The sequence below is a fragment of the Saccharopolyspora sp. NPDC045941 genome, from assembly GCF_056431445.1.
This window is the reverse complement of sequence record NZ_JBWKKU010000062.1, coordinates 19,508-34,942: the sequence shown is the minus strand read 5'-3', so window position 1 is coordinate 34,942 and position 15,435 is coordinate 19,508. Positions and strand designations below refer to the sequence as shown.

At 70.3% G+C, this 15,435-nt stretch carries 17 protein-coding genes and 1 pseudogene; 11 read left to right on the top strand and 7 right to left on the bottom strand.

Annotation, left to right across the window (positions count from 1 at the left end):
- Positions 1-40: 40 nt before the first annotated feature.
- Together AC07FN_RS35720 and AC07FN_RS35715 are read left to right on the top strand one after the other, a co-directional pair.
- Positions 41-1,462, top strand: a complete 1,422-nt coding sequence (locus tag AC07FN_RS35720) for an amino acid permease (protein WP_478399613.1) — start codon at positions 41-43, stop codon at positions 1,460-1,462.
- A gap of 20 nt (positions 1,463-1,482) precedes the next feature.
- On the top strand, positions 1,483-2,016 hold the full coding sequence (locus tag AC07FN_RS35715) for a GNAT family N-acetyltransferase (RefSeq protein WP_478399612.1): 534 nt from the start codon (positions 1,483-1,485) through the stop codon (positions 2,014-2,016).
- Between the two features lie 156 nt (positions 2,017-2,172).
- On the opposite strand, the gene AC07FN_RS35710 is transcribed toward AC07FN_RS35715, so the two are convergent.
- Positions 2,173-2,376, bottom strand: a complete 204-nt coding sequence (locus AC07FN_RS35710; RefSeq protein ID WP_478399611.1) for a hypothetical protein — start codon at positions 2,374-2,376, stop codon at positions 2,173-2,175.
- A 432-nt stretch (positions 2,377-2,808) separates the two neighbouring features.
- On the opposite strand from AC07FN_RS35710, the gene AC07FN_RS35705 reads away from it, so the two are divergent.
- From AC07FN_RS35705 to AC07FN_RS35690, 4 genes are all read left to right on the top strand, one after another.
- The gene (locus AC07FN_RS35705; RefSeq protein WP_478399610.1) at positions 2,809-3,657 is read left to right on the top strand and encodes a helix-turn-helix domain-containing protein; all 849 of its coding nucleotides are present in this window, start codon (positions 2,809-2,811) and stop codon (positions 3,655-3,657) included.
- Positions 3,654-3,827: a DUF397 domain-containing protein gene (locus AC07FN_RS35700; RefSeq protein WP_478399609.1), complete on the top strand. Its 174-nt coding sequence runs from the start codon at positions 3,654-3,656 to the stop codon at positions 3,825-3,827. The genes AC07FN_RS35705 and AC07FN_RS35700 overlap by 4 nt, the downstream gene beginning before the upstream one ends.
- 60 nt (positions 3,828-3,887) lie before the next feature.
- A complete protein-coding gene (locus tag AC07FN_RS35695; RefSeq protein WP_478399608.1) occupies positions 3,888-4,031 on the top strand; it encodes a hypothetical protein in 144 nt (47 codons plus the stop codon).
- A gap of 253 nt (positions 4,032-4,284) precedes the next feature.
- Entirely contained in the window at positions 4,285-5,082 is a 798-nt protein-coding gene (locus tag AC07FN_RS35690) for an SGNH/GDSL hydrolase family protein (RefSeq protein ID WP_478399607.1), read from the top strand.
- Positions 5,083-5,296: 214 nt separating this feature from the next.
- On the opposite strand, the gene AC07FN_RS35685 is transcribed toward AC07FN_RS35690, so the two are convergent.
- Positions 5,297-6,028: a Mut7-C RNAse domain-containing protein gene (locus tag AC07FN_RS35685; protein WP_478399606.1), complete on the bottom strand. Its 732-nt coding sequence runs from the start codon at positions 6,026-6,028 to the stop codon at positions 5,297-5,299.
- 188 nt (positions 6,029-6,216) lie between these two features.
- Here AC07FN_RS35685 and AC07FN_RS35680 point away from each other — a divergent pair, with 188 nt between their 5' ends.
- Both AC07FN_RS35680 and AC07FN_RS35675 read left to right on the top strand, forming a co-directional pair.
- On the top strand, positions 6,217-7,494 hold the full coding sequence (locus AC07FN_RS35680; RefSeq protein ID WP_478399632.1) for an amidohydrolase family protein: 1,278 nt from the start codon (positions 6,217-6,219) through the stop codon (positions 7,492-7,494).
- Positions 7,495-7,573: 79 nt separating this feature from the next.
- Positions 7,574-7,951 carry a VOC family protein gene (locus tag AC07FN_RS35675; RefSeq protein WP_478399605.1) on the top strand — a complete coding sequence of 126 codons (378 nt, stop codon included), beginning with the start codon at positions 7,574-7,576 and terminating at the stop codon, positions 7,949-7,951.
- Here AC07FN_RS35675 and AC07FN_RS35670 read toward each other — a convergent pair.
- On the bottom strand, positions 7,914-9,068 hold the full coding sequence (locus AC07FN_RS35670; RefSeq protein ID WP_478399604.1) for a cation:proton antiporter: 1,155 nt from the start codon (positions 9,066-9,068) through the stop codon (positions 7,914-7,916). The two genes, AC07FN_RS35675 and AC07FN_RS35670, sit on opposite strands and share 38 nt — an antisense overlap.
- 6 nt (positions 9,069-9,074) lie before the next feature.
- On the bottom strand, positions 9,075-9,554 hold the full coding sequence (locus AC07FN_RS35665) for a cation:proton antiporter regulatory subunit (protein WP_478399603.1): 480 nt from the start codon (positions 9,552-9,554) through the stop codon (positions 9,075-9,077).
- A 143-nt stretch (positions 9,555-9,697) separates the two neighbouring features.
- On the opposite strand from AC07FN_RS35665, the pseudogene AC07FN_RS35660 reads away from it, so the two are divergent.
- A pseudogene (locus AC07FN_RS35660) lies at positions 9,698-10,054 on the top strand (aldehyde dehydrogenase family protein); the annotation flags it as partial.
- Positions 10,055-10,107: 53 nt separating this feature from the next.
- Here AC07FN_RS35660 and efeB read toward each other — a convergent pair.
- The 3 genes from efeB to efeU are packed head-to-tail and all read right to left on the bottom strand — an operon-like array spanning position 10,108 to position 13,279.
- A complete protein-coding gene (gene efeB, locus AC07FN_RS35655) occupies positions 10,108-11,337 on the bottom strand; it encodes an iron uptake transporter deferrochelatase/peroxidase subunit (protein WP_478399602.1) in 1,230 nt (409 codons plus the stop codon).
- Entirely contained in the window at positions 11,334-12,449 is a 1,116-nt protein-coding gene (gene efeO / locus AC07FN_RS35650; protein WP_478399601.1) for an iron uptake system protein EfeO, read from the bottom strand. The genes efeB and efeO overlap by 4 nt, the downstream gene beginning before the upstream one ends.
- Entirely contained in the window at positions 12,446-13,279 is an 834-nt protein-coding gene (gene efeU, locus AC07FN_RS35645; RefSeq protein WP_478399600.1) for an iron uptake transporter permease EfeU, read from the bottom strand. The genes efeO and efeU overlap by 4 nt, the downstream gene beginning before the upstream one ends.
- A 686-nt stretch (positions 13,280-13,965) precedes the next feature.
- Here efeU and AC07FN_RS35640 point away from each other — a divergent pair.
- Both AC07FN_RS35640 and AC07FN_RS35635 read left to right on the top strand, forming a co-directional pair.
- Complete coding sequence (locus AC07FN_RS35640) at positions 13,966-14,211, top strand: biotin/lipoyl-containing protein (RefSeq protein WP_132492511.1); 246 nt, start codon at positions 13,966-13,968, stop codon at positions 14,209-14,211.
- 66 nt (positions 14,212-14,277) lie between these two features.
- Entirely contained in the window at positions 14,278-15,354 is a 1,077-nt protein-coding gene (locus AC07FN_RS35635) for a DnaJ domain-containing protein (protein WP_478399599.1), read from the top strand.
- Positions 15,355-15,435 lie beyond the last annotated feature (81 nt).

Here is a 15,435-nt window from a genome sequence, read left to right as displayed (position 1 = left end):
CGGGCGGTGCCGCGCGCCCAAATTCAGCGGAGGTGGCGCAATGATCGATGCGAACGGCCGCGGTGTGCTGCGGCGCAAACCGGTGGACGACATCGACGATCCGCCGCAGGGCGCCGGCCTGAAGCGGGTGATGGGCACCTGGCAGCTGACCGCGCTGAGCCTCGGCGGCCTGGTCGGTGCCGGGGTGTTCTCCCTCAGCGGCGTGGTCGCCAACGAGCTCGCCGGGCCCGGGGTGCTGCTGTCGTTCCTGATCGCGGTCCTCGCCAGCGCGGCCGCGGCGCTGTGCTACGCCGAATTCACCAGCATGATCCCGAAAGCGGGCTCGGCCTACACCTACGCCTACGCGGTGCTCGGCGAGCTGGCCGGCTGGCTGATCGGCTGGGACCTGTTGCTGGAGTACACCGCGATCGTCGCGGTCGTCGCCATCGGGGTCTCCGGCTACCTGTCCTACCTGGTCGGTCAGCTCGGGCTGGACCTGCCCGCCTGGATGCTGGGCGCGCCCGGCACCGGCGACGGCCACATGATCGACCTGTTCGCGATGTTGCTGTGCCTGCTGCTGGCGTGGCTGCTCAACCGCGGCGCGAAGTCCTCTGCGCGGGTCGAGACCGCGCTGGTGGTGATGAAGATCGTGCTGGTCCTGGTCGTCGTGGTGGCCGGTGCGTTCCACATCAACGCGGGTAACTACACGCCGTTCCTGCCCTACGGGCTCGGCGGTGCGATCACCGGTGCGGCCACGGCCTTCTTCGCCGTCTACGGTTACGACGCGATGAGCGCGGCGGCGGAGGAATCGGCCGACGCCCGGCGGGCGATGCCGCGCGCGATCATCTACTCGCTGGGCATCGCGACGGTGATCTACGTGCTGGTGTGCGTGGTGCTGCTCGGAATGCAGCACTACAGCGAGATCGATGTCCGCAGCCCGTTCTCCGGCGCGCTGGCGGCGATCGGCCTGCCGGGGCTCGCGCTGATCGTCGCGGTCGGCGCGGTGTTCGGCATCGTCACCTCGATGTTCGCGAACATGCTCGCGGTGACGCGGGTGTGGTTCGCGATGAGCCGCGACGGGCTGCTGCCCGCCTGGTTCGCCAAGACCCACGCGGTGCGCAAGGTGCCGCACCGGGTCACCTGGGTGGTCGGCGTGGTGTCGGCGCTGATCGCGGGCCTGCTGCCGATCCGGGAGGCGGCCGAGCTGACCAACATCGGCATCCTGGTGGCGTTCATCGTCGTCGCGGTGTCGGTGGTGGTGCTGCGTCGCCAACGTCCCGAACTGGAGCGGGGTTTCCGCTGCCCGTGGGTGCCGGTGGTGCCGGGGATCGGCGTGGTGTTCTCGCTGTGGCTGATCAGCCAGCTCGACTGGGTCACCTGGGCGCGCTTCGTCGGCTGGATGGCAGTCGGCCTGCTGGTCTACGCGTTCTACGGCTACCGGCGATCGGCGCTGGCGGACAAATCGGTCGCGGGAAGGCGCTGATCGCTGCCAGGATTGGCGGTATGACCGAAGTGCGGACCGCGCATACCGCCGACCTCGACGAAGCGACGATCAAGGCAGCCCGGGCGCTGCTCTGGAACGTGTTCGAAGACGACATGACGGAGCACGACTGGGAGCACTGCCTGGGCGGCATCCACGCCCTGGTGTGGGAAGGCGGCGAGCTGATCGGCCACGCGTCGGTGATCCAGCGTCGCCTCCTGCACGAGGGCCGAGCCCTTCGCACGGGCTACGTCGAGGCGGTGGCGGTGCGTGGGGACCGCCGACGCCGGGGCATCGCGGCAGCGATGATGGCGGAGCTGGAGGGCGTGATCCGCCGCGCCTACGACCTCGGAGCGCTGGGAGCCAGCGACGAAGGAGCGGCGCTGTACGAGGCGCGCGGTTGGCAGCGCTGGCAGGGGCCGACTTTCGCCCTGGCGCCAACGGGAATCCAGCGCACGGCGGACGAGGACGGCTTCATCTTCGTCCTCCCGGCGGAAGCCCCGCTGGACCTGACCGGAGACCTGACCTGCGACTGGCGCGACGGCGACGCCTGGTAGCGGCTCCAGTCCTCGTAAGTGCGAAGCCGGGTCAGGGCCCGGTTTCGCACTCACGAGGCTGCGGGGCCCGGTAGCCGGGCGGGGTCGGGGGCAAGCCCGGCTACCGGGAGGATCGGCGCGCTCGGGTCGGGGAGGGCGCGCCGATCCGGTCCGGGGTCAGGCGGCTCTCGACGAGTCGCCTTCAGGTGGAGCGCGGAGGCGGTGGCGGCCGGTGTACTCGGCCTCGATGTCGTTGATGAGCTGCCAAACGCCGTAGGCGTCGTCGGCATCGCTGTGCTGCGGATTCGACACGGGGATGAACAGCATCGCGAAGATGACGACGTTGAACGCGATGAGCGTGCCCAGCTGCAACCAGAACATGACGCCTCCCGGCCTGTCACCGTCCGATGTGGTCAGATCACCGTTCTCGCTTGACGCACTGCTGGTTCCGCAAGTGCCGTGCTGTTGCGCCGGATCGAGCTGGATCCGATGCGCTCTTGTGCGCTTTGGCGAGCCGCACGCAAACCGCGCAGCGCGGCCGGGTCGTGGTCGGATGCCCGACGGCGGCCCACATCACCTCGGCCCCGCATTCACCGGCCCCGCCCGGCCGAAGCACGAGATGCGTGTCCAACGCCCGCAATCCAGGCGAAGGCAACCACCGAGGCCAAACCTCCAACACCAACGAAACCACCTCCACGGTTCGGAACTTATGTATTGGTTGCGTAGACACCATGTTGGTTGGTTGCCAAGGTGCACCACCAGTGATCTAATTGGGTGATCTGTTTGCGCTGATCAACCAATAGGATGTGGTGCATGGCCGCAACCGCAGGTACGCCGCGTGCCAGGGCGTTGTCGGCGGCTCTTCGTGAAGCCAGATTGGCCAGCAATGTCGGTTCACGAGAACTGGCGAGACAACTGGAGCTGTCGCATACCCAGATCTCCCACTGGGAGAACGGCCACCGGGTGCCCAACGTCGAAACGGTCGCGATGATCCTGACTGTGCTTCGCGTTTCCCCGCGCGAGCGGGAGAGAATCCTCGACTTGGCGCGCAACGTTGCCGAGCCGAACTGGCTCACGGTCGGGATGAACGGCATCCCGCAACAGCTCGCAGGCGTCGTGGAGTGCGAGCGTTCGGCCTCGTCGATCGTCGAGTGGTCGCCGATGGTGGTGCCCGGACTCCTCCAAACTTCCGATTACACAAGAGCGGTCAAGGAAGCCGCAGGGTTGTCGCAGACCGACATCGAGCTGCGAGTGATGCTCAACGTGAGTCGTCGCGAGGTCCTCACCCGGCGGAATCCGGCGAGCTTCCATGCGTTGGTCGGGGCGGCAACCCTGCACGAACCCATCGGTCCCGAAGGCGTTGTGCTGGATCAACTCCGGCACCTGGTGGAAATGGCCGAACGCCCCAACGTGGTGGTGCAGCTGATGCCACTACGGATTGGTTGGCACCCCGGATGGGCTGGTCCGTTCGTCTTCTACGAGTTCCGAGATGCTTCGCCCGTCGTGCACTTCGAGCATCACAGTTCGGGAGCTTTCATCCCGACCGAGCACGATGTCGTGGAGTACCAGAAGGCCGTGACCTGGCTCAGTGAGATCGCGATGGATGAAGCCGACTCGCTTGACCTCATCGCAAAGACCATTTCGGAGATGGAGGAAAGATGAGCCCCCATGCCTGGCAGAAGTCCAGCTACTCCAATGCCAACGGCAACTGCGTCGAGTTATCCAGCCCGCTCGGGCTGATCCGGGACTCGAAGGATCCGGATGGGCCGCGTCTGGACGTCGACGTCGCAGGTTTCCTGCGGGCTGTCAAGGCTGGGCGTTTCGAGCGGTGAGGGCGAGTTGTGAGTGCGAAGCCGGGCTCTAGTCCGGTTTCGCATTCACGACCCGTCGGCATGATGCTCGTGCTGCGCACCTATGCCGGCATCAACTCCTTCTTCCTCGTGCTGTCGCTCACCGCGCAGGACGGCTTGCGCTCGAACGCGCTGGAAGCCGGTCTGATCTACCTGCCGTTCGCCGCCGCGTTCGGCCTCGCCTGAATGCAGCGGTGATCGAGGCGCCTTCACCGCGTGTACCTGCGCTGTTCGGACGAACGTTGCCAACACCGCTCGGCTCAGCGGGGATGGGTCCACTGTGGTGTCCGGTGGGCGCGGGAATCACCCGTACAGCGGCTGTTGCGGGCGAGCGTTCTGTGCCGTTTCTGCTGTTACTGGCGGGTACTCGCCAATTTTCTCGATGTGCTGCGGACTTCTCCTTGAATGGTGGCGATTTCGAACTCCGATCGGAGGAAGAATGCGTCACTTACGGCACATCATCGGCGCTGCTGCCGCCGTGGCGGCGGCGAGCACCGTGCTGGCCGCCCCAGCGTTCGCCGCGCCTGCCGCCGAGAACTACGCGGCGCTGGGCGACTCCTACGCCTCCGGGGTCGGCACCCGCGAATACACCGACGACAGCGGGGACTGCCTTCGCAGCCCCAAGGCCTACGCGCAGCTGTGGGCCGACTCGCACGACGTCTCGAACTTCGCGTTCGAGGCATGTTCGGGCGCGGTCACCGATGACGTCAACGCCAACCAGCTCGACCAGCTCAGCGCGGACACCACGCTGGTCACCATCTCCATCGGCGGCAACGACATCGGCTTCAGCAGCGTCATCCAGGACTGCCTGCTCGGCGACGACAACGGTTGCGACTCGGCGGTCAGCAAGGGCGAGGAGCGGGCCCGCAACGAACTGCCCGCCAAGCTCGACACCACCTACGCCAACATCCGCGAGGCCGCCCCGAACGCCAAGGTCGTGGTGCTCGGCTACCCGCGCCTCACCGAGCAAGGTAGCTGCGGCATCCCGTTCTTCTCCGAGGCCAAGCGGCAGCGGATCAACGACGGTGCCGACGTGCTGGCCGAGGTGATCTCAGCCCAGGCCGACGCGGCCGGGTTCACCTTCGCCGACGCCCGCGACGCATTCGCCGGACACGGCGTGTGCTCCTCCGACGAGTGGATCAACGGCCCGAGCAACCCGCTGGTGGAGTCGTTCCACCCGGACATCGACGGCCACGCCAAGGCGTACCTCCCGGTGCTCAACGCCGTCACCGGCTGATCCAGTTCCTGCGTGGGTGGCGATTTCGCGCGAAATCGCCACCTTCTCGCATGCCGGCCTAGCTCCGGAACCGGCGCGCCGGCACGCGGGTCTGCCCCTGCCACAGGTACTCCCGCAGGATTCCGGGCGCCGCGGTGTTCTCCACCAGGTGGGAATGCAGCACGCCACCGGCCCGCTCGCCCCAGCGCGAGCGGCACGTCCGCGAAACGCGATTTCATGCTCCGGGGCCGATCCCGGGGTGGGAGAGGCGTGCAGCCCGGATGATCGCGTTGATCCGCCGGGCGTGCGCGCCTCGCCAGTAAACCTGGCCGCAGTCGCCGCAGCGCGCGTACTCGTCGTAGTGGCGGCGGGTTCCCGATTCGATCTCCGCGAGAACGTCCTTTTTGGACACCTCGATCAGCGGGCCGTTGCACGACGTGCAGCGGGTCCACGGCGCGAGCGGCGGCGCGAACCGGCCGATGACGTCCGCCAGCTGTCGCGCGGGATCGGCGCCCCGCACGTAAGCGCCCGCCCACAAAGCCCGGCGACGCAGGATTCCCCGATCTTGGGTCAGCAGCACCCGCCGTTCCCGTTCGGCCTGCGCGATCAGTTCGTCGTCGGCGGAATCGTTGCGGTAGGCGGTGTCCACGCCGAGCAGCCGCATCCGCCGCGCCAGCTTGCCCAGGTGCACGTCCAGCACGAACCTTGTCGCGACCGGCTGCGGGCGCTCGACCGGACCGATGTCGATGGTCGCGCCGGGCGTCGGCTGGTGCCCCGGACCTGCGGGAACGCCGTCGACCAGCAGCCGTCCCACCTCGGTGAGCGGCACCCCGACGGATTCGGCGAGGTGCCCCAGCGTGGCGGTGCCGTCGTAGCGCAGCTCGAACTGCTCGACCCGGTGCCGCGGAGCGGCGAAGAACCGCAGATCCGGATCGATGCGCACCAGCACGGTCGCCTCCGGCGTCACCGCCCCATTGTCCCCTGCCTCCGAACGGCGGCATGTCAGCGCGGGGTCGAGCCGCTACGGTGATCATCCCGGCCGGTGTCGAGGGAGCCCCCGCGAAAGCTCCCGAGGGTGCTTGGCGCCCGCCGACGGTTGGGGTCGAATTGGCAGGCTTCGCTGCTCAGAACACGCAGGTATCCCGGCGCGCCGTGATGGTCGGCGCCCTGGTCGCCACCGGTGCCGCCGCATGCACCGGTGGGGCCGCCACGGGTTCGGCGGGTGGGCGCTTGTTGTTGCGCGGCACCACCTTGCCCGACGGCCGCCGCGCCGATGTGCTGCTGGACCAGGGCAAGATCGCCGCGATCGGCGGGGACGCCGGGGGAGCGGACGAGCTCGACCTCGCCGGTTACCTGCTGCTGCCGTCCGGGGCGGAAACGCACGCGCACCTGGACAAGGCGTTCCTGGGGCGGCGGGTGCCGAACCCGGCCGGCGACCTGGCCGGGGCGATCGAGGTCATGTCGGCGATCGCGCCCACGATGACCGACGAAGACGTGCGGGAGCGGGCGAGCCGGGGCATCGAACTGGCCGTGCGGCACGGCTACACCGCGATCCGCACGCACGTGGACGTCAACGCGAGAAGCGGCACGCGCCCGCTGAAGGTGCTGCTCGACCTGCGGCATCAGTACGCCGACATCGTCGACCTCCAGGTGGTGGCGTTCGTCGGGCCGGTCTCCGGCGAGGCCGGTGCCCGGGCTCGCGCGCTGCTGGACGAGGGCCTTCGGCTGGGTGCGGACGTGGTGGGCGGCCTGCCCTACGCCGATCCCGACCCGGCCCAGGCGGTGCGCGAATACCTCGCCGCCGCAAAGGAATACGGTCGGCTGGTCGACCTGCACACCGACGAGACCACCGATGCGAGCGTGCTCTCGCTGCGGGAGCTGATCGCCGAGACTGCCCGCGCAGGCATGGGCGGCAAGGTCGCCGCCTCGCACTGCGTCAGCCTCGGCCAGCAGGACCCCGAGACCGCGAACCTGGTCGCGAAGGACGCGGCGGCCGCAGGTGTCGCGGTGATCACGCTGCCGCAGACCAACCTGTACCTGCAGGGGCGCGAGGGCGGCGCCCGGGTGCCGCGCGGGCTGACGGCCATCGACGCGCTGCGCCGCGCGGGCGCCGTGCTGGCCGGTGGGGGCGACAACTGGCGGGATCCGTTCAACGCCGTGGGCCGCGCGGATCCGTTCGAGATCGCCTCGCTGCTGGTCGCCGCGGGTCACCTCGACACCGCGACGGCCTACGCGGCGGTGTCCGACCAGGCCAGGACGGTGCTGAACCTGCCGCCGGTGGGCCTGCGCCCGGGTGACCCGGCGGAGCTCCTCGCTATCCGGGCGGCGGACCTGGACGAGGCGGTGGCGGGCGCGACCGAGGACCGCGCGGTCTTCCACCGCGGCCGTCTCGTCGCCCGGACCCAGGTGACCACGGCGCTGCACCGCGCGTGAGCGGCACCGATGAGTTCCCGGCTCGCGGGCGGTCTACCCCCGAGGAGACCGCGTTCACCCGACGAGGAAGGCACCCGCCGTGACGATTCAGCCGATCATCAACACGCCCGACCTGGACCGGCTGCTGAACTTCTACACCACGCTGTTCGGCGCGGTGGAGAAGGTCCGCATCCCGGACGGCGCCCCGACGTTCTTCATCGGCCTGCAGGTCGGCGACGCCGAACTCGGCCTGGTCATCGGCCGCGACGCCGAGGCGGGCACGACGGGGCGGGTCCTGCTGAGCTTCGACGTGGCGAACGTCGACGCCCTCCTCGACCAGGTGGAGGAGCTCGGCGGCCGGGTCCAGGGCCCGCCGAACGACATGCCGTGGGGCCAGCGAGTCGCCCACGTCTTCGACCCCGACGGCAACGCGGTGAACCTCACGCAGCAGATCTCGCCTGGCGGAAGGGAGGGCTGAACCACCAGGTGAGCAGCGGGCCCGCGATCGCCAGCACCAGCACGTAACCCGTGGCCAGGGCGCCGATGCTGTCGCCCTGGACCGCCACCAGGCTGGCGATGATGATCGAGAACTCGCCGCGCACGATCAGCACGCTGCCCGCGCGCAGCCGGCCCTTCCGCCCCGCCCCGGCGCGGGCCGCCGCGAACCAGCCGGTGCCGACCTTGGTCAGCGCCGTCACCGCGGCCAGCGCGAGCGCCACCGGCAGCAGCGGAACCAGCGCCGCTGGGGACACGGAAATGCCGATCGCCAGGAAGAACGCCGCGGCGAACAGGTCCCGCAGCGGCGCGACCAGCGCCCGCACCCGTTCGGCCAGCGGGCCGGTCAACGCCAGCCCCACCAGGAACGCACCGACCGCCGCCGACGCCCCGGCCAGCTCCGCGATCGCGGCCACCACCAGCGACAACCCGACGATCCGCAGCAGCAGCTGCTCGGTGTCGCCGTCCTCGACCAGGTGGCCGACGCGATGCCCCCAGCGCCGCGACGTGACCAGCGCCAGCAGCAGCACGCCCACCGCCACCGACACGCTCGCCAGGCCGTGCAGCACCGTGCCGCCGGTGGCCAGCACCGCCAGGATCGGCAGGTACACGGCCATCGCGAAGTCCTCCAGCAGCAGGATCGACAGCACCGCCGGCGTCTCCCGGTTGCCCAGCCGGTGCAGGTCGTCCAGCAGCCGGGACACGATCGTCGACGACGACACCCAGGTGATCCCGGCGAGCGCCACGATCCCGGTCGCGTCCAGCCCGAGCAGCCAGCCGGCCAGCGCGCCCGGCGCCGCGTTCACCACCATGTCCAGCAGCCCGGACGGGACGTGCCGGCGCAGCGTCACGGTGAACTCCTCGATGGAGAACTCCAGGCCGAGCGTGAGCAGGAGGAGCACCACGCCGATCGACGCGCCGATCTCCACGAAGTCGCGGGCGGCGGGCAGCGGCGCGATGCCGCCCTCGCCCACCGCGAGCCCCACCAGCAGGTACAGCGGGATAGGGGACAACCCGAAGCGCCGGGCGACCGTGCCGACCGCGCCGAGCACGATCAGGACGATCCCCAGTTCCAGCAGCAGCGCGATCGAGGTGTGCACGGCAGCTCACCCCGCCAGGATGCGTTCCACCCCGGTGATGCCCTGCTGCGTGCCGATCACCACGAGGATGTCCCCGGCCTCCAGGCCCTGGCCGGGCGCGGGCGAGGCGATGACGTCCTCGCCGCGCACGATCGCCACGATCGACGCGCCGGTGCGGGTGCGGGCGCGGGTCTCGCCGAGGGTGCGCCCGTCGAACGGCGAGCCGGCGGTCACCTCGACCTGACCGGCGTTGAGCCCCGGCACCTCGCGCGTCAGGTCGGCGAACCGCTCGGCGATGCGCGGGGCGCCGAGGATCTCGGTGACCGCGTCGGCCTCCTCCTCGCTGAGCCGGAAGAGCAGCCGGACCTCGTCGGGATCGTCGCCGGGGTAGGCGACGAACTCGAAGTCGCCGCGCCGCCGAGCCACCACGCCGATGCGCTGGCCGTCGGTGGTGGTGAACTCGTACCGCAGCCCGACCCCGGGGAGCAGAACTTCGGTGACGTCCATGCGCCAATCATCGCGCCGCCCCGTCGCACCCGCTGGTCGTCAGACGGCCGCCGGATCGCGGTGTTGCGCCGGTTTGCCGAGGTGGCGCGGGATGGCCGCGATCGCCGCCAGGCTGATCAGGTTGACCACCACCACGTAGCCGGAAATCGGAGCACACGCTGTTCCGGGAGGAGGTATTCGGCCCGGTGGTGGCGGTGATGCCGTTCGACGACGAGGCCGAGGCGGTGCGGCTGGCCAACGACACGAAGTACGGCCTGGCGGCCTACGTGTGGACCAACGACCTCAAGCGCGGCCTGCGGGTGGCCAACCAGGTAGAGGCGGGGATGCTCTGGCTGAACTCGCACGACATCCGGGACCTGAGGACGCCGTTCGGCGGCATCAAGGCCAGCGGAGTGGGCCACGAGGGAGGCACCCGGAGCATCGACTTCTACACGGACCAGCGCATCGTGCACGCCTGGATCGCCGACGGCGGCCTGCCCCGCTTCGGCGGCACCAGCTGAAGCCCGGCCCGGATTGAAACCTCGCGTCCTGCCTGAAATCGGGGGCTTGGCCGTCAGGCGAACAGCGACTCGCCCCAGTGGCCGCCGGGCTGGATGCCCGGCGGGCAGGCGAAGATCGCCGAGCCGTTGTGCTGGAGGTACTCCATCATCAGGTCCTTCTTGGACAGCAGGCGCTGCACCGGGATGAACTGGGTGCGCGGATCTCGGTTGAAGCACACGAAGAACAGCCCGGCGTCCAGCCGCCCCAGGCCGTCCGATCCGTCGGTGAAGTTGTAGCCGCGGCGCAACATCCGCGCACCGCCGTGCGTTTCGGGCGCGGCGAGCCGGATGTGCGAGTCCTCCGCGATGCGCAGCTCGCCGTCCGGGCCGCGGGCCTGCAGGTCCACCCGGTCGAACTCGCCGGCCGCGCCGTGCGGCGCGCCGCTGCCCTTGGTGCGGCCGACGATGGTCTCCTGCTCGCCCAGCGACGTCCGGTCCCAGGTCTCGATGTGCATCCGGATCCGCCGCGCCACCAGGTAGGTGCCGCCGGTCATCCACTGCGGACCGTCGCCGGGCTGGGCCCACACGTGCCGGTCCAGCTCCGCGGTGTCCTCGGCCTTCAGGTTGTTGGTGCCGTCCTTGAAGCCGAACAGGTTGCGCGGCGTGCTCTGGGCACGCGACGTCGTGGCTGTCCGGCCGAATCCGAGCTGCGACCAGCGCACCGCGACCTTGCCGAACCCGATGCGCGCCAGGTTGCGCACCGCGTGCACCGCCACCTGCGGGTCGTCGGCGCAGGCCTGCACGCACAGGTCGCCGCCGCTGCGCGCCGGGTCGAGGGCGTCGGCGGGGAAGTGCGGCAGGTCGACGAGGGCCGGGGGACGGCGATCGGCGAGGCCGAAGCGCCCGTCGAACAGCGACGGCCCGAAGCCGATGGTCAGCGTCAGCGCGGACGCGGGCAGGCCGAGCGCCTCCCCGGTGTCGCCGGGCGGCTCCTCGGCGTGCCCGCCGACCGCGCCGTCCGCGACCGCCTCCTGCCCGGCGGTCATCCGCTCCGCGGCCCGGGTCCAGTCGCGCAGCAGCGCGACCAGCTCGGCGCGGTCGGTCGTGGTGACGTCGAAGGCGACGAAGTGCATGCGGTCCTGGGCCGGCGTGACGATGCCCGCCTGGTGCGGACCGTGGAACGGCACCGTCGCCGCCTCGTCGCCGGGGCTGCCCACGACATATCCCGCCCCGGCGCCCGCGCCCGCGACGGCGACACCCGCTCCGGCTAGCCCGAACAGCCTGCGGCGGGAGACTCCGGTCATCGCGCCACCACGCCCGCGGTCTTGCTCAGCGGCTCGCCGAGCGCGTCCACGGCCGCCGCCAGCTCCTTGACCTGCTCCGGGCTCAGCTCGGTGTAGAGCCGGAACCCGTCGCCGACCTGGTAGCGCGCCAGCAGCGCGTCCACCGCGGCGAACTTCTCGTCGAGGGTGGCCACCAGCTGCGGATCCTTCTCGGCCAGCACCGGGCGCAGCACGGCGACGACCTGCTTCGCACCGTCCACATTGGCCTGGAAGTCCCACAGGTCGGTGTGCGAGAAGATCTCCTCCTCGCCGGTGACCTTGCCGGTGGCGACCTCGTCGAGCAGTTCCTTGGCGCCGCCCGCGATGCCCGCCGGGGTCAGCTCGACGGTGCGGGTCTGCGCGACGAGCTGGTCGACGTCGGCGAGCAGCTGGTCGGCGATCGCCGGGGTGTCCGGCTGCGGGCCGGTGACCCAGAGGTCCTTCTCCAGCCGGTGGAAACCGGTGAACGCCTGGCCGGGCTCCAGGTCGGCCTCCCGGCCGTCCATCTTCGGGTCCAGGTCGCCGAAGCTCTCCGCGACCGGTTCGATGCGCTCCCACGGCAGCCGGGCCGGCGCGTACAGCTGCTTGGCCTGCGCCACGTCACCGGCCTTCACGGCGGCGACGAACTGGGCGGTCTTGGCCTTGAGCTCGTCGGCCTGCCCGTCCACGTACTGCTTGTACTCGGTGACGGCCTGCGCCGCGGCACCGCCCTGCGGCGCGGCGGAGCCTGTCACGGTGAACTCGCCGCGGATGCCGTCGCCCTTCATGCCGGGCTTGCACGCGGTCGTGTACTTGCCGCCCTGCGGCACCTCGGCGACGAGCTGACGGCTCAGGCCGGGGCCGATGTTCTCGACCTCGCTGACGATCCGGCCGCCCTCGTCGTAGAGGTAGAACTCGGTGACCTGGCTGCCCTTGTTGGTGATGTCGAAGCGGATCGTGCCGGCCGCGGTGGCGGTCGCGGACAGCTTGCAGGCGTCGTCGGAGGCCTCGACGGTGATCGCGCCGGGCGCGCCGCCGCCGGGCTGGCCGGCGCATCCGGCGGCGAGCAGGACCGCGCCGAGCGCGGGCACCAGGGTGCGGGCTTTGAGGTTCACTTGGCGTCTCCGGTGCGGGTTTCGGCGGGGCGGTGGGGGCGGAGGAACAGCGGGAGGACGATCGCGACGTAGCCGACCCAGACGACGGCCTCGACCACGGTGGTCTGCGGGGAGAAGTTGAAGATCCCCTTCAGCAGCGCGCCGTACCAGGACGTCGGCGGGATGATGTTGCTGACGTCGAACGCGAGCGCGTTCAGGCCGGGCAGGATCCCGGCCTCCTGCAGGTCGTGCACGCCGTAGGCGAAGACCCCGGCGGCGACGAAGACCAGCAGCACGCCGGTGACGGTGAAGAACTTCGACAGGTTGACCTTGATCGCCCCGGCGTAGAGCAGCCAGCCGAGCAGGATCGAGATCGCGATGCCGATCAGGAAACCGGCCAGTGGCAGCACGGTGCCGCCGCCGGCGGACTGGACGCTGGAGAAGAAGAACACCGCGGTCTCCATGCCCTCCCGCGCGACCGAGAGGAACGCGACGGTGGCCACGGCGACCGGGCCGAGCCGCAGCGCCTCGTCGAGCTGCCCGCGCAGCTGGGCGGCCATGGTGCGGCCGGCGCGGCGCATCCAGAAGATCATGCCGGTGACGAAGGCGACCGCGATGATCGAGGCGATCCCGCCGAAGGCTTCTTGCGCCTCGAAGCTGAGCGTCGCCGCGGTGTAGGTGAGCACCGCTCCGAGGGCCACCGAGAGCGCGACCGCCGCGGCGACCCCGAGCCAGACTTGCGGCAGCGCGCGGCGGCGATCGGTCCGGACGAGGAATGCGACCAGAATGCTGACCACGAGAACGGCCTCCAGCCCTTCTCGCAGTCCGATCAACGCATTACTGAATAGCATTCGCATCTTCCTTGTTCGGCGACCGGCGAGGCATGGAGAACATAGGTAAGGCTCACCTTCGTGTCAAATGGTTGTGAACCCTGCGACACGCTGTTGACCTGGGTCGATGCGGTCGTTTTCGGTGGTTTTGGGCTACTTTTCCGATACATGTCCGAAATGTTCGAATGCTTTTTCGGTTGCGCGGAATGACGAGGTTCAGGCCGGAAGATCATTTGGTTGCGTGCCGGAATCGGGCACTGTCCGTTGTGGACCGATCTGTGTCGCGTTGGGACGGATCGCGAATTCGCCGATCCCGTGTGCCGCACGCGTCGGGTGCGCGGGGTGTGGCGCGTGAGGAGCGCTGGGTCACGTTTCGCCCCGCGGAGCCGGGAACATCGGCTAAGGTGGCAGCGGCATCGGTGGGCCCCAGCGCCCACCGGCGAACGACCTGGCGGTGCCGGGTGGGTCGCCGGAGCCTTCCCGCTCCACGGCCCGTCGCCCCGGCGTGCGACCGCAGAACTAGCCGTGCCGGTCCAAGGCGCCACCTCAGGCCGCACGGCTGTCCCGGGTGGTCAAAAGGGAGGGACGGCGCCAGCCGTCTCGGCCGCCCGCGTGGAAGAGCCCGCTGACCGGGAGGTCAGCGGGTTTTTTCGCTTCCAGGTCCGCGCGACTGGCGACCCGGCCGGGGGAGGCGCACGGTACCGGGTATGTCCACTGTCAAGGCACAGCAGTCAGGCGTGTTCTTCCGGCGTCCGGCCCCGGAAGCCGATCCGTACGTGCGCGAGGGCGGCCACGTCGACCCCGGCCAGACCATCGCGGTGATCGAAGCGGTGAAGACCTTCAACCCCGTCAAGTCGGCCGCCGCCGGCACCGTGACCCGGTTCCTGCTCGCCGACGGCACCGAAGTCGCCCAGGGGCAGGAAATCGCCGAACTCGCCGACGAGAACACCTGACGCGGGTGATCTTGAATTCCGCGCAAGCCCTATCATGACCGCGCAGTGGTGGGAGGCGGGAGGGCCGTGCGCGGGGTCGATTATTACGAGCTGCTGGGCGTGAACCGCGACGCGACGGCAGCCGAGATCAAGTCCGCCTACCGGTCGCTGGCGCGCAGCATGCACCCCGATGTCGGCGGCACCGCGGGAACCTTCCGGTTGCTGCAAGAGGCCTACGAGACGCTCAACGATCCGGTGCGCCGCGCCGACTACGACCGCGTCGACGAGCCCGCGCCCCGGCCGCGCGCGTCGCAACGGCGCCGGCGGCGGGATTTCGGCGAAGACCCGGACTACGTGCCGAAGATCCCCCGGCTGCGCCCGGATGACATTCCCTGGTGGGACACCGTCGACCCGGGCACCCGGGTCCGCTACCTGCCGGTCACCGGCCCGGAGCGGGCGCCGACGCTGGCGCTGGTCGGCGGCTGGTCGATGCTGCTGCTGGCCGGGCTCGCCGTCGAGCTGACCGCGATGCTGCTGGCCGCCTGGCTGTCCCTGCTGGTGGCCTCCGGCGTGGTGATCGTGCTGCTGCTGCGGCGGCACATCCGGGCCCACCGGATCGACCGGTCGTTCGTCTCCGAGTTCGGCGGCCGCCGGATCTTCGGCCTGCCCGACGCGCAGCACGAGCGCGCGCAGCAGCTGACCGCCGAGCTGTGCGCGAAGTACCTGACCCGGCTGCCGGGCGTGCGCGTGTTCCACGGCCTGGCCTGGCCCGACTCGGTGTTCGAGGACGTGCACCACGCGGTGCTGTGCGGGCGCCGGCTGGTGCTCGTGGAGTCCAAGAGCTGGCTGCCCGGCCACTACACCGCCGACGAGGACGGCGAGTTGTGGCGCAACGGCCACCTCTTCCGCGGCGGCGCGACCCGGCTGCCGGAAGGCGTCGACACCTTCGCCGAGATGCTGCCCGACGTCGAGGTGCGCGGCGTGGTCCTGATCTACCCGAGCCGTGCCGGTGACGTCACGACCGTCGAGCAGGACGGCGATCCGGTGTCGCCGATGACCCCGGCGCAGTTCGTGCGGGAGATCGGGCGATGGCTCGCGCAGGACCCGGCGAGCGTGGACCGCGAGGCGTTCACCACCGTGCTGGAGCAGGTCGTCGCCGACTGAGCCGGCGCGAAACCCCCTTGCCGCCCTTGATCATTCGAACGGGCCGCGCTGCCGCGACGTCGTCCTCCGCAGATGATTGCC